The sequence below is a fragment of the Peribacillus sp. TH14 genome (genome assembly GCF_016651145.1).
Lineage (GTDB): Bacteria > Bacillota > Bacilli > Bacillales > DSM-1321 > Peribacillus > Peribacillus butanolivorans.
The window spans coordinates 1,971,362-1,984,558 of the sequence record NZ_JAEKEK010000001.1; the positions used below are offsets into that span (position 1 = coordinate 1,971,362).

General features: G+C 39.3%; 13 protein-coding genes and 2 tRNA genes. 2 read left to right on the forward strand and 13 right to left on the reverse strand.

Going from position 1 to position 13,197, the window contains the following annotated elements:
• The first annotated feature begins 119 nt into the window (after positions 1-119).
• Together JFU50_RS09565 and JFU50_RS09570 are read left to right on the forward strand one after the other, a co-directional pair.
• Positions 120-193 (forward strand) — tRNA-Met (locus JFU50_RS09565).
• An 18-nt stretch (positions 194-211) separates the two neighbouring features.
• A tRNA-Glu gene (locus JFU50_RS09570) sits at positions 212-283 on the forward strand.
• 200 nt (positions 284-483) lie between these two features.
• On the opposite strand, the gene JFU50_RS09575 is transcribed toward JFU50_RS09570, so the two are convergent.
• The 13 genes from JFU50_RS09575 to JFU50_RS09635 all read right to left on the reverse strand — a co-directional run bounded on the left by JFU50_RS09575 (position 484) and on the right by JFU50_RS09635 (position 13,185).
• Positions 484-939 (reverse strand): S1 domain-containing RNA-binding protein, encoded by a 456-nt coding sequence (locus tag JFU50_RS09575; RefSeq protein WP_201222463.1) that lies wholly within the window; start codon positions 937-939, stop codon positions 484-486.
• A 79-nt stretch (positions 940-1,018) separates the two neighbouring features.
• On the reverse strand, positions 1,019-1,381 hold the full coding sequence (locus JFU50_RS09580) for an FtsB family cell division protein (protein WP_309446321.1): 363 nt from the start codon (positions 1,379-1,381) through the stop codon (positions 1,019-1,021).
• A 37-nt stretch (positions 1,382-1,418) separates the two neighbouring features.
• Positions 1,419-2,051, reverse strand: coding sequence for a spore cortex biosynthesis protein YabQ (gene yabQ / locus JFU50_RS09585; protein ID WP_053348984.1), 633 nt, complete (start codon positions 2,049-2,051; stop codon positions 1,419-1,421).
• On the reverse strand, positions 2,048-2,356 hold the full coding sequence (gene yabP, locus JFU50_RS09590; RefSeq protein ID WP_053348985.1) for a sporulation protein YabP: 309 nt from the start codon (positions 2,354-2,356) through the stop codon (positions 2,048-2,050). Before yabP ends, yabQ begins: the two co-directional genes overlap by 4 nt.
• A gap of 75 nt (positions 2,357-2,431) precedes the next feature.
• Positions 2,432-2,695, reverse strand: coding sequence for an RNA-binding S4 domain-containing protein (locus JFU50_RS09595; protein WP_034316386.1), 264 nt, complete (start codon positions 2,693-2,695; stop codon positions 2,432-2,434).
• 23 nt (positions 2,696-2,718) lie between these two features.
• Positions 2,719-4,191 carry a nucleoside triphosphate pyrophosphohydrolase gene (gene mazG / locus JFU50_RS09600; protein ID WP_201222465.1) on the reverse strand — a complete coding sequence of 491 codons (1,473 nt, stop codon included), beginning with the start codon at positions 4,189-4,191 and terminating at the stop codon, positions 2,719-2,721.
• 4 nt (positions 4,192-4,195) lie between these two features.
• Positions 4,196-5,806: a putative polysaccharide biosynthesis protein gene (locus JFU50_RS09605; protein ID WP_201222467.1), complete on the reverse strand. Its 1,611-nt coding sequence runs from the start codon at positions 5,804-5,806 to the stop codon at positions 4,196-4,198.
• 222 nt (positions 5,807-6,028) lie between these two features.
• Positions 6,029-6,565, reverse strand: a complete 537-nt coding sequence (spoVT, locus tag JFU50_RS09610) for a stage V sporulation protein T (protein WP_053348988.1) — start codon at positions 6,563-6,565, stop codon at positions 6,029-6,031.
• Between the two features lie 190 nt (positions 6,566-6,755).
• Entirely contained in the window at positions 6,756-10,292 is a 3,537-nt protein-coding gene (gene mfd, locus JFU50_RS09615) for a transcription-repair coupling factor (protein ID WP_201222469.1), read from the reverse strand.
• A gap of 170 nt (positions 10,293-10,462) precedes the next feature.
• A complete protein-coding gene (locus JFU50_RS09620; RefSeq protein ID WP_056525473.1) occupies positions 10,463-10,693 on the reverse strand; it encodes an anti-sigma-F factor Fin family protein in 231 nt (76 codons plus the stop codon).
• Positions 10,694-10,791: 98 nt separating this feature from the next.
• Entirely contained in the window at positions 10,792-11,352 is a 561-nt protein-coding gene (gene pth / locus JFU50_RS09625) for an aminoacyl-tRNA hydrolase (RefSeq protein WP_201187804.1), read from the reverse strand.
• 262 nt (positions 11,353-11,614) lie between these two features.
• Complete coding sequence (locus tag JFU50_RS09630; RefSeq protein ID WP_201222471.1) at positions 11,615-12,253, reverse strand: 50S ribosomal protein L25/general stress protein Ctc; 639 nt, start codon at positions 12,251-12,253, stop codon at positions 11,615-11,617.
• A gap of 179 nt (positions 12,254-12,432) precedes the next feature.
• Positions 12,433-13,185, reverse strand: coding sequence for an ATP-binding cassette domain-containing protein (locus JFU50_RS09635; protein ID WP_201187800.1), 753 nt, complete (start codon positions 13,183-13,185; stop codon positions 12,433-12,435).
• Positions 13,186-13,197: the final 12 nt, after the last annotated feature.

The window sequence follows — 13,197 nt, forward strand, 5'->3', positions numbered from 1 at the left end:
GGAAAATAACACGAATATATCTTTAAAAAATGGAAACCGACAATCTTTCTTTTTTTTGTTGACAATCTTTCCTCACGAATGTAAGATATAACTTGTGCTTCAGTAGCACTTACCATTATGGCGGCGTAGCTCAGCTGGCTAGAGCGTACGGTTCATACCCGTGAGGTCGGGGGTTCGATCCCCTCTGCCGCTATCTTTTAATATTAATTTTGGCCCGTTGGTCAAGCGGTTAAGACACCGCCCTTTCACGGCGGTAACACGGGTTCGAATCCCGTACGGGTCATCACATATAAAAAAAGCGCCTCAGCACACTCAATCGAGAAAGTGTACATGAGGTGCTTTTTTTATTGGTATTGATGGCGAATCTAATAAGAGAAACACCTTTATATATATAAAAGAAGACAAGCCAGCAAGCTTGCCTTTATCTACACTATGAATAATTTCACAGGAAAAGTTGCTAATCTATTATTTTCAGCAGCAGTTTTATCCGCGTCTTCCTCCTCGACCTCCCCGTTTTGTTTCGGTGCTACGTTTAAGGGTTGTTAGGCGGTCTTCGCTATCTTTTAAGAATTTAGCCATTTTTTGCTCAAAGTTTTCCTTGGGTTGGAAACTACTACCTTTTGAGCGGAAGTCTTTGGAACGGCTGTCGTTCCCTCTTCCTTGGCGCGGACGTGGTGTGTATGCAGGTTTTTGCTCGCCTTCAGGACGGTCTATTGCTTTTTTAATGGACAAGCCAATTTTGCCATCTTTCACATTGATGACTTTCACTTCAACTGTATCGCCCACTTTTAAGTGATCGTTAATATCTTTGACATAGTTATCTGCTACTTCACTGATATGGACAAGACCTGTTGAACCTTGAGGGAGCTCTACAAATGCACCAAAATTAGTTATGCCTGTTACTTTACCTTGTAACTTGCTGCCTACTTCGATTGACATAAAAAAAATGTTCCTCCTTAGAAATGTTAAAAATCTCTTCACACTATATTATAACGAAAGTAAAAAAACAGTGTCAATATTAGTCACTATCTTCCTTTGCTTTTGGAAGATTAAAAATGATTTCACCATTGTCCGATAAGAAATAATCTCGTCTTGCTATTTTAGCAATATAGTCATCATCATTGAGTTTTACAATTTCTTCTTTAAGAAGGGTTTCACCTTTTTCCAATTTAGCTAACTTTACTTCTAATTTTTCTTTCTGCTGTACTTTTTCATCTAGTGCAACATTTTGCGTAATGAGGGTGGAAACAGCCAAAATCAAAAAGATAGCGGCGAAAACTGAATACAGTGTTAATCTACGCATAAGACCACGCTTCTTTTTTTCAACAGTTTGTACTTTTTTCTCTTGTAGAGCGACGTAGGGATTTTCTATTTTTGCCACTTTCCTCTTCCGAAGGCTACTCATGTTTTATCACTCCTCATTTCTTTTTAGTTCTCCATCTAATTACCATGCTAACTATAGAATTCTTTATTTTCAATAAAATCCCTTTTCCTTTATTATAAAACTTCCCGACGTTTTTTGTAACAAAAACCGGCAATAAATTCCATATCCTTGTTAGTATCCATTTTAAAGGTTTCCAGAAAACATTTAAAATAAAGAGAATTATTTTCCCTATCCATTTTAAAAGGACTAAAACAAATCTGCCCATACCTATGATGATGGAAATTGCAGTAACTATTACCCATTTTATCGGAAGAAATATCAGCATTTGAACCGATTTAGTTAAAAATCTGACCACCTTTATTACCAGTAAAATCAAAAACTCTAAAAAGCGTTGATAGACTCCTTTAAAAAGTGCTTGATATGCTGAAAAACCGCATAATAAGGCCAAAAATAAATATAGGCGAAACTCTCCTTCATTCACTAAAAACAAAACATAAAAAATAAGGAGACCCTGAATAATCCAGAAAAGAAAATCATGGAGGAAGACAATCCACCTCTTCCTTACTGAACGCTTCAGGAACCGGTTATACGTATCGAGGGCAGCTCCAAAACAACTGCCCATGCCTATCATCGCAAGCAACGTATAAAATTGGATCGTTAAGGTCATTTGAACAGCTTGCCAAAGAAGCCTTTAGCTTTCTCCCCGGATTGCTCATCTAAATATACAAGGTCAAAAATCTTCCCCTTGATTGAAACAATCCCTTTATCTACGTCTAAATTCTTCATTTGCAAGTTCTGACCACGTATAGATAAGAAGCCCATTGACGTTTCAAGCAAAAATTCTTCATTATCAAAGCTTTCCACTTGTTTTACTCCGGTAATATCCAATAAACGGCGGCCTTTCATCGTTACATCATGCTCTTGGATTGTTCCCTTTGTGTAACCAGCATTCGGATCAATATATTGGCTCATTTTTCATCCCTCACAGTACCACTGATTTTGTACAAGTGTATGTCCGTAAGAGGGAAATTAGAACAAAGCCTGTCCTTACTCCTCTGCTAGCTTTTCTTCTTTTACGATTGTATACATATCGGCAGCAGCTTCTTTTTTCGTCGTTTCTTGAATTTTGTCAACGCGTACCGTGACTAGCTTTTGACCAAAACGTACGGTTAATTCATCACCATCTTTTACATTCGAGCTTGCTTTAGCCTGTTGGCCGTTAATTGTAATTCTCCCTTTATCCGCTACTTCTTTAGCAAGAGTGCGGCGCTTAATCAACCTTGATACTTTTAAGAATTTATCTAATCTCATCGACATTCAATTCTCTCCTTTAATTAAAGTCCTTTAGCTTTTGCCTCATCCCAATATGAATCCAGTTCTTCTAATGTATAATCAGCAAACTTCTTGTCTTCCCTTTGAATACGCTCTTCGATATATGTAAAACGCTGGTGAAACTTCTGGTTTGCTTTATAGACAGCTTCTTCTGCTTGTATGTCATAATAGCGCGAAATGTTGACAATCGCAAAAAAGAGGTCTCCCAATTCGGATTTGATCCGGTCGATATCCGGATTCGGGTTCAGTATCTCATCTTCAAGTTCCTGCACTTCTTCTTTAACCTTTTTCCACGCTTCGGAAACCTCATCCCAGTCAAATCCGACCTTCGCAGCCCTTTTTTGATACTCCTCAGCACGAAGTAAGTTTGGCAGCGATTTTTCTATACCATCTAGAATGGATTGTGGAACATTTTTCTCGCTTCCTTTTTCTTCTTCCTTGATTTTCTGCCAGTTCACTAAAACATCTTCTTCACCGGTCACTTCTATATCTCCAAACACATGAGGGTGGCGTCGAACCATTTTTGCTGTAATTCCTTCGATCACATCATCTATTGTGAACATGCCCTCATCCTCTCCGATTTGCGCATGAAGCATCACTTGAAGGAGTACGTCCCCTAGTTCACCAATCATGCCCTCATCGTCCTCGGCATCAATGGAATCAATAAGTTCGTATGCCTCTTCTATTAGATATTTCTTCAAGCTTTGATGAGTTTGTTTCTTATCCCAAGGACATCCGTCAGGTCCCCTCAGTTCCGCGATGATCTGTCGCAACTTAGAAAATTCACGATACTGTAATGCATCTTCTTTAACGGGTGGCACATAGACACTCGTTAAGTTACTTAACTCCATTTGGCGGTCCAGTTCATAAAGTGCACATTTTGTTACTTTTTCCTGGCTACTGCCTGCCGCTGTAACGATATATACCTCGTAGTCATCTGGAAGCTTTTCCATCAAAGTCAACTTCACATTGGAAGCACTGAACGCGTCATACACCTGCCCGATTATCATATGCTGTCTAATATGCAGGTCATCTGGTGAAAGAGCAGTTCCATCTAGAAGCTGAAATCCTTCAATTGGGTCAATTTGAACGGCCTGAAATAACGGGTCAAGAAAACTTTGTCCTCCCTCAAGCTTAATAGCAATGCCTCTAGCTGGACCTTTCTCTAGCAAGAGTTGGACTGTTTTTTCTGCAACCATTGGATGCCCTGGAACCGCGTACAGAACAGAACTATTTACAGCTTCTTGTAATAATGCTTCTGAAATTTCTTCGTATACCTCTTCAAATTGATCGTGTTTTTCATATACCTTGTCAAAAGCAGTGAACTTAATTCCTTCAATTGTTAAATCTCTGATCACCGGATGATCTATCGTCCGGACGAAGCATTCTTTTGTCTTTGTTAATTTTTTATAAATCCCAAATGGAAGCTGGTCTAAATCGCCTGCCCCGAGTCCTATTATAGTAATCTCATTCATGATTTCATTTACTCCTATTCGTTATGATAAATCGTTTAAGCTTTGACCCTACAGGTATAAAGGAGAGTTCTTCCTGACTAAATAAACCTGCCCGAATGACTGCCATAACAAAAACAACTGCACCAATTCCCACACCAATCAATGCCTGAATTGTAGCTAACAGTCGGCTTTCATCTGGCAACACCACCTGAAATACGGTGTTGAATAACAGAACTGATGTACCCATGTAGACCGTACTCTTTAAAATTATAAACAGCTGCTTCTTTTCAATTAAAGGTTTTTTTATATGTACTTTCAATACTATATAAAACAATACAGTCATAATTATAAAGGCAAGTACTGTTGCTGAGGCTGCCCCTGCAATTTTGTAACGGGGCACAAGAACAAGGTTCAACGTCCATTTGCTGCACACCCCTACAATCGTAATGATCACCGGGGCAATCGAATACCCTAAACTTTGAATAACTGCCGCTTTCGCCATAATGAGCGATGTAAATAATATCGATAAGGAGAAAATTGCTAAAGTAATTGTCCCCTTATCGTCAGTAAACAGCATATAATTGACCGGTTTCATTGTTACTACCAACCCGATAGCGGCCGCCATTCCAATAGTCGCACTTACACGCAGTGCTAATTTTATCTTATTAAGCAATTCCTGTTTATTTCTCCTCTGAACGAATCCAGCAATAACTGGTACAAGTGCCAATGCAAAAGAGTTCGCCACGACTGTCCCTAGCTGTAGTAAGGGCTGTCCACGGTCATAAACCCCTTTCCATTCTTTTGCTTCTATTTCTCCCATCCCCGTTTCCCTTAATAGAGAATACAGGTGCAGTGAATCAACGAACTGAAACAAGATTAGAATAAGGCCCGTGATGCAAAAAGCCAAACCTTGGAAGATCAAAGCTTTGGAAATCCTGATGAAAATTGACGGTTTGATTTTCATTTGGGAAAAAAGCTTCCATTCTTCTCTTAAGAAAACGAAAACAAAAAGCAGTACCAGTCCTGTTATGCCACCCGTAATCGAACCAAAGACTGCTCCCTTACCGACATCATAATCAGAGTAATCCCAATACACCAATAGAGTAGACAACACCAGTATTGTTAAAACCCGGATACATTGTTCAGCGACCTGCGAACTTGCTGTAGGAATCATGTCGTTTATTCCTTGGAAGTAGCCCCTTAAAACAGAAGAAAACGGCATTAATAAATAGGAAAAAGCAATGATTCTCAGCAGACCTGATAGTTGAGGATCTTTCATCATCCCGGCAATCCATTCTGCCCCTAGGAACAGTGCAATAAACATGATAATCCCTAACGAACATAAGACGACAAACGAGGTCAATAAAATATCTTTAACCGCAAAACTATTTTTAGAAGACTCCCGTTCTGCAATTAGTTTAGATATGACAACCGGGAAGCCTAGTGTAGAGAGCGTTAAAGCAACCCCATAAAACGGATATACCTGCTGATAGATATAAAACCCGATATCTCCAGCTATGTTTTGATAAGGAATGCGATAGGCCGCACTCAAAATCTTTACGATAATCGCGGCTGCACTTAGGATTAACGCACCCCTGAAAAGTTCTTTTGAAGTTTTGTAAGGCTTTGCAGCCATTTTTTTTCCCCTTTTCACTCATATGTGGTAGTAATTATAGCATAATTGAGTGGTTGTTTTTCATAGGTTATCCATACTGTTAATGATTTTCCAATTTCCACAAAGAGGCTTGGGCCTCCCCGCTTTAAATGTTCCTCTATATTTTTTTGTCTTTATTAAAAGACAAAAAGGACAGCGATTGCTGCCCTTTTTACATCCAAAAATATAATGGCATGTCCTAACCTATTGTTCCATTTGTCTAGCTAGGAAACTTGCTGCTGTTTCAACCGATTTCTGTTCCACTTCACCTAATGTTCCTTCTTTAGAGAAAATCAAGACGGCACCAATCGGGTCACCACTCGCAATGATCGGAGCTGCTGTATATGATTGAATCTCTTCATCATTCGAATCCACGAAGGAAATCTGTCCATTTGGAGATTCCAGAACGGGATTTCTTTCTTCCATAATTTTTTCTACTAGTTCACTAACACTTTTATTTAAGTATTCTTTTTTAGATCCACCTGCCACTGCAATGTAAGTATCCCGGTCACAGATCATAACTGGGTTTCCAAGGCTATCATAAAGTGCTTCTGCATATTCTCTTGCAAAATCGCCTAATTCACTAATAGGAGAGTATTTCTTTAAGATGACTTCTCCATCTCTGTCCACAAAAATCTCTAATGGATCACCTTCACGAATGCGGAGAGTCCTTCGAATTTCTTTCGGGATGACAACTCTTCCTAAATCATCAATTCGGCGAACGATACCAGTTGCTTTCATCTAATGTTGCCTCACTTTCCTCTAATTGATTTGATAAATCCTCTTTTCGTAGCAAAATCAACACCAGCTATTGTACTTAGTATTTTTCTAATGGTAAGTTCTATGCACTTTGAAAAAATTTTTCTTTTTGATACACCTTTTTACCATAACATCTTAAAAACAGACAACTTCAAAAAGACAATCATTTTCTTTAATTTTTTGTTGCTTGAATTTCTTTTTTTACATGTTGTAAGCCTTTAGCCATCTCAAAGAGGATGTCTAACCACTTGCTTTGTTCTACACCTTTAATGTGTAAAACAAGCTTCATTCGATTGCCATCCATACCAAAGCCAACCATACGGCCGTACTTTGATCCTAGCTCAAATACCTTTTGTCCATCTACGCCGCTACTTACTTTTTCCCTGAGAAGAATGCTGATTTCCTGCTTCAATTGCTTAATGCTTTCAATTCCAGCTTTTTCAGCATACACCTTCATTTCAGCAATTAGAAATAAATAGGCGACTTCATCAGGATATTCACCGAATCGATCGAGCATTTCATCTTGTAATTCTTCCACTTCTTCTAGAGAAGTAATGCCTCTGAATCTTTTATACATTTCGATTTTCTGATGTCCATCCGCTATGTAGGCATCAGGGATATACGCATCTACTTCAACGTCAATTTCAAGTGAAGACTTTTCTTCAACTGGTTGATCATTACGTTTCGCCTCTACAGCTTCTTTCAGCATTTGAGAGTACAAATCAAAACCGACTGAATCGATGAAGCCATGTTGTTGAGCACCTAGTATATTCCCAGCTCCCCTGATGGATAAATCACGCATCGCAATTTTGAACCCTGATCCCAATTCTGTAAATTCCTTAATGGATTGGAGACGTTTTTCTGCTACTTCCGTCAAAACTTTATCTTTTCTGTAAGTAAAGAATGCATATGCTACCCGATTGGATCGCCCAACACGACCACGCAGCTGATAAAGTTGGGAAAGTCCCATTCTATCTGCTTCATTCACAATAAGTGTATTGACATTTGGAATATCCACACCGGTCTCTATAATAGTTGTACTTACTAAAACATCGTATTCGCCTTCTAAAAATCCAAACATAACAGCTTCTAGTTCCTGCTCAGACATTTGCCCATGTGCATATGTGACGCGGGCATCTGGCACCAACATGGAAATTTCTTCTGCTTTTCTTGCTATATCTTCTACCCGATTATAGAGAAAATAAACCTGACCATCCCTTGCCAATTCTCGCTCAATTGCTTCTGTTACCAGCGAGCCATTATACTCCATTACATACGTTTGGATTGGGAAACGGTTCTCTGGAGGTGTTTCGATGACAGACAAATCCCGCACGCCAAGCATGGACATATGGAGAGTCCTTGGAATTGGCGTCGCTGTCAAAGTCAATACATCGACATTGGTTTTTAAGCGTTTGATTTTTTCCTTATGCGTTACGCCAAACCGCTGTTCTTCATCAATAATAAGCAAGCCTAAGTCTCGATATACAATATCTTTGGATAAAATTCTGTGCGTACCCACAACGATATCCACCGTTCCAGCTTTTAATCCCTTTATCGTTTCCGTTTGCTGCTTTTTCGTCCGAAAACGACTCATAAGCCCAATCGAAATAGGATAGTCCTGAAAACGCTCTCTCAATGTTTCAAAATGCTGTTGGGCAAGGATAGTGGTTGGAACGAGAAAAGCAACCTGCTTGCCATCCATAATAGCTTTAAAAGCAGCGCGAATAGCTACCTCTGTCTTCCCATAACCAACATCACCACATAATAAACGATCCATTGGCCTTTCACGTTCCATATCTTTTTTAATCTCTACAATAGAACGCAGTTGATCTTCTGTTTCGTTATAGGCGAATGATGTTTCAAATTCCCTCTGCATATCCCCATCAGGTGAAAAGGCATAACCCTTTGCCGCTTCCCTTTCTGCATACAGCTTGATTAAATCATCCGCAATATTCTCAACAGATGATTGAACCTTGCTTTTAACACGTTTCCATTCCGTCCCGCCTAATTTGTAAAGCTTCGGCTCCTTGCCTTCGGAACCGACATATTTTTGGACAAGATCAATTTGGTCAACTGGTACATACAGCTTGTCATCCGCCTGATACCGGATATGTAGATAATCCTTATGAACTCCATTGATGGTTAGCGTTTCAATCCCCAAATATTTCCCGATACCATGGTTAACATGAACGACATGGTCACCGATTTTCAGTTCGGAATAACTCTTTATTCGTTCCGCATTCGATAGTTTCTGCCTGCGAATTGATTTTTTAGATTTCTTATTAAATAATTCCGTTTCCGTAATAATACTAAATTTTTGCATAGGTAATTCAAAGCCACTGTTAAGGCTGCCGCGTAAAATCTGTACTTTCCCCGGAAGAATACTGTTCGCATCAAAAAGCTCTGCCGCTTCAATATCATAATCCTCTAAAACCGAATGCAGCTTTTTCACCCGTTCATCATCCTGGCCTAGTATAACGACTGTATACTTTCCTTTTTTCCAACGTTCCAGTTCAGTTTTAAACACGTTCATCTGTCCGTGGAAATTTTGCATTTGTTTACTGGCAAAATTCAGGATATTCTGAGGATTTGTATGCGGTACATGCCTTAAAAATAATGAAAGATACACAAACGGCCTGTTTGATTTCATAATTAATTCATGCATGGGATGAGCCAATTTAATATCATGGATAATCTGCCCTTGACTTAAAAGGTCGGTATACCATCCTGCCTCTTCCTTTTCCAAAGAATCATTGATTTCCTGGATTCTACTGATTTCATCTAAGAAAACTAAGCCATTTACAGGTAAATAGTCTATTAAACTAGCTGGTTCCTCATAAGCTAAACTTAAGTATTTAAAGATTTGGTCGGGCTTATTCCCCATTTTCAGCTGTTCAAGTTCAGAGCTGATCGTTTGAACCAATTGTTCCTTTGTTTTTTCATCTTTAAGCTTTTTCAAACTTTTACTTAATCCGCTTTCGAGTTTCGATATAATTCTTTCAATGTGCCTTTCTTCTAGCAAGGCCTCACTAACCGGACCGATTGTCACTTTTTGGAGCTTCTCAATTGATCGCTGATCTTCCGTAGAAAAGGTTCTAATGGAATCTATTTCTGTATCAAATAACTCAATTCGCATTGGATTAGGTTCCGTAATCGGATATATATCGATGATACCGCCCCGAATGCTGAATTCTCCTGGAGAGGCAACCATTTCCGCCCGGTTATAGCCCATTGCAATAAATTTATTAAGCGTTGGGTCAAGTTCAATTTCTTCACCTAGTTTAAATGTAAGCTGATGCCTCTTCCAAATATCCTTTGGAGGAAGCACACGGCGAACCCCAGGAATAGGCGCAATGACAATCCCTTTCTTTCCCTCCGTCCAAAAATTCAATGCCTCTACACGTTGGGCTCTTAATTCAGGACTGGCTACACTCAAATCAGCAGCAATTAACTCATTGGCGGGATAAATATATAGTTCATCCTCTGGGATAAAACTGGATAAATCCTCATGGAATTTTTGTGCTTGCAATAAATTATGGGTTACTAATAAAATCGGCCTCTTCGTCTTTTCATATACGGCCGCCAGCAGAAGTGATCTCGAAGAACCTGTTAGACCAGATACTATTTGTTCCTTAAGTCCCTCATCAATGCCGGCTATTAACGAATGAACATCATCTTGTTTGGAGAATAAGTTTTGCAATCCATTCACAATCTGTCCCTCCTCTCTTAACGTGCGAAAACCGTTTCAAGTCCTTGTATTTTTAACCCGGCATATTCAGCCAAGGTCTCTCTTTATTAACTGGTTCATTCTCTATCTTCATATCTTTAAAACAAAACAAACGGAAAAATGCTTTGGATTTTGTCCAAAGCCCTCTCCCGCTAATGAATAATATAATCGCTTTCATATAATTCAGGGTTTCTTTGCAGCGATTCATGACAATCTTCACATATCGCCCTCACATGCATATCTCCCTCAGAATCATAAACGATCATCTCTTGACGCTCTTCATCAGTAAGTTGATTAAAACCTAACTGCTCCGTACTCAGTGCGTGTGCCTCGATAGAACCCAGCTTAGTTCCACAATGTCGGCAACGATAATGGAGAGCCATTTGGTAACCCCCTATTTTGTAATAGTGTTAGTATGTACAAAAGTAAGGGGGATTTATTCAGCGAAAGATTTTATTCTTTACTTATATCTACTCTTAGCTTATTGGTTATATTCGTTCATGACCTGTATAAATGGTTTTTCCAACCAAGCTTCACAAGAAGCGGCGCTTTTTTCAATCGTAGCCCCTACATGATTCCATTCTTCTTGGGAGAAACGCCCCAATACATAGTCAGGTACTGGAACATGGCCGATTGGGCGACCGATACCTATTCTAATTCGGTTAAAATCTTGTGTACCCAAGTGAGAAATTGTAGATTTTATTCCATTATGACCGCCTGCACTTCCTTTTTGACGAAGACGGATTCTTCCTGGCGGTAAATCGAGGTCATCATATATAATAACCACATCCGCTATTTCCACCTTAAAGAAATGCATAACAGCCGAAATCGATTCACCTGATAAATTCATGTAGGTTAGCGGCTTAAGTAATAAAACCTTTTCTCCCCGTACCATTCCTACACCATAGATTCCCTTATGCTTGGCTTGATCGAGTGAGATCGACCACTTTTTAGATAACTCATCTATTACTTCAAAACCGACGTTATGCCGTGTTTTTTCATATTGTTTACCTGGGTTCCCTAACCCTACAATAATTTTCATGATTCACACTCCGTCATTACCGATATTTAGGGAGTTACGTGTGGACGAAAATTCTAAGATCAGAATGACCCTAGAAAAATAGTACCTCAATTTCAAGCTTACCTGCAAGCGACCGGAGAACTAATTAGAAATAAACTCTATTTAAAGAAATCAATTCCCAATAGTTTTACCAGATGTAAACGGACGCATACAGAAGTAGAAAAGACGTAACTCATTAAGAGCTACGCCTATTATACCATGACTTACTTGTTTAATCCCGGCATCATGACTCTGGTGAAGCCTTAGTCTCCCTGCCTTCTTCATTTTCAGGAATACCGCCATCTTGCTGTTCACCTGTACTAATTTCCTCTTCCTGACGAGGCGCCAATACGGAGGCAACGACTTCTTCACCATCGTTGTTAATTGTAACTTGCTGATTTGTTTGAATGTCAGATATGTAGATTGTATCGCCGACCTGAAGCTCAGTAACATCAACATTAATGGATTCGGGAATATCATTAGGCTTAGCCGTAACCGTTACTTCATGAAGAGACTGCTGTAGAACACCACCGTCTTTCACCCCTTTACAGACACCGGTAAGGTTGATGCGTACTTGTGCCTGTAATTGAGCAGACATATCTACAATTAAAAAGTCAGCATGATAAATGAAATTCTTTATCGGATCCTTTTGATAATCAGAGAGCATGACTTTAAATTCAGTTCCATTCAAGTCAAGAGAAATAATACCATTTCGTCCTATTTCTTTCATTGTTTTTTGAAGTTCAATATTATTGACTGAGATGGCCGTATTGCCGTTTTGATTACCATATACAATAGCAGGGATTTCTCCGCTTTCTCTCAAGTTCCTTAAATTAGAGTGTTTTAAATCCGTACGTTCTTTTGCAGCTAATAAATTACTCATACATCCTCCGCCTTCCTAAAATATTAATTACAGGTTCACTATAATTAACAGTTCCCTAAATAGCGGTGTATTAAACATGAAAGGAATGACAGAAAGCTCTAATATGAACTTAAACGAATGATAAACAAAGAAAAGTATCGAATGGAATTCTTTTTTCCTCACTCATTCAATTACAGACTTTATGCATGAATCGCCTTTTTTTCTACCTGCTCCTCAACTTGCATGACTCTATTAAGAATTTGGCCAGCCAAGGATGAGTAAAGAATATTGTCCTTTTTCCGTGGCCTCGGTAGATTAATTTCCTTATTCATAACCACTTTGCCCTCTTCAATTAATATGACCCGGTCAGCCAGCGTAACCGCTTCTTCCACATCATGTGTAACGAGTAAGGCAGTAAAGTCTCTTTTTCTCCATAATTCTTCAATTAACCTTTGCATCTCGATTCTTGTCAAAGCGTCCAGCGCCCCTAATGGTTCATCCAATAGAAGAATGTCAGGTTCGTTCACCAATGCCCTAGCTAAGGCAACCCTTTGTCTCTGCCCTCCCGATAGAACCGATGGCCATTCATATGCTCGGTCTGCCAGCCCCACCTGCTCTAGTAGCTCTATAGCTTTTGGCTTCCAATCCCCTTTTAAACCAACACCAACATTTTGAAGAATTTTTTTCCAAGGGAAAAGCCTCCCATCCTGAAACATCGTGCGGGATGATCGATTCAGTCCGTTTAATGACTCGCCATCCACCAGTATCTTCCCTTCCGTTGGTTCATCCAGGCCTGCCGCAAGACGTAGTAAGGTACTTTTCCCGCATCCACTCTTGCCGACAATAGCTACGAATTCCCCTTTTTTAAAAGTAAGGTTTATTCCCTTTAAAACTTCAAAACCTCCAAAATCCTTCCTAATATTCTGCAGCTCCAATGAACTTCCACTTTTCATATAAAAGGCCTC

Coding starts and splice junctions, on each gene's coding strand:
- JFU50_RS09630 (WP_201222471.1), bottom strand. CDS start 12,253: ATGAGTAATTTATTAGCTGCAAAAGAACGTACGGATTTAAAACACTCT.
- JFU50_RS09635 (WP_201187800.1), bottom strand. CDS start 13,185: ATGAAAAGTGGAAGTTCATTGGAGCTGCAGAATATTAGGAAGGATTTT.
- spoVT (WP_053348988.1), bottom strand. CDS start 6,565: ATGAAAGCAACTGGTATCGTTCGCCGAATTGATGATTTAGGAAGAGTT.
- JFU50_RS09620 (WP_056525473.1), bottom strand. CDS start 10,693: ATGGCTCTCCATTATCGTTGCCGACATTGTGGAACTAAGCTGGGTTCT.
- JFU50_RS09595 (WP_034316386.1), bottom strand. CDS start 2,695: ATGAGATTAGATAAATTCTTAAAAGTATCAAGGTTGATTAAGCGCCGC.
- yabP (WP_053348985.1), bottom strand. CDS start 2,356: ATGAGCCAATATATTGATCCGAATGCTGGTTACACAAAGGGAACAATC.
- pth (WP_201187804.1), bottom strand. CDS start 11,352: ATGAAAATTATTGTAGGGTTAGGGAACCCAGGTAAACAATATGAAAAA.
- JFU50_RS09605 (WP_201222467.1), bottom strand. CDS start 5,806: ATGGCTGCAAAGCCTTACAAAACTTCAAAAGAACTTTTCAGGGGTGCG.
- yabQ (WP_053348984.1), bottom strand. CDS start 2,051: ATGACCTTAACGATCCAATTTTATACGTTGCTTGCGATGATAGGCATG.
- JFU50_RS09575 (WP_201222463.1), bottom strand. CDS start 939: ATGTCAATCGAAGTAGGCAGCAAGTTACAAGGTAAAGTAACAGGCATA.
- mazG (WP_201222465.1), bottom strand. CDS start 4,191: ATGAATGAGATTACTATAATAGGACTCGGGGCAGGCGATTTAGACCAG.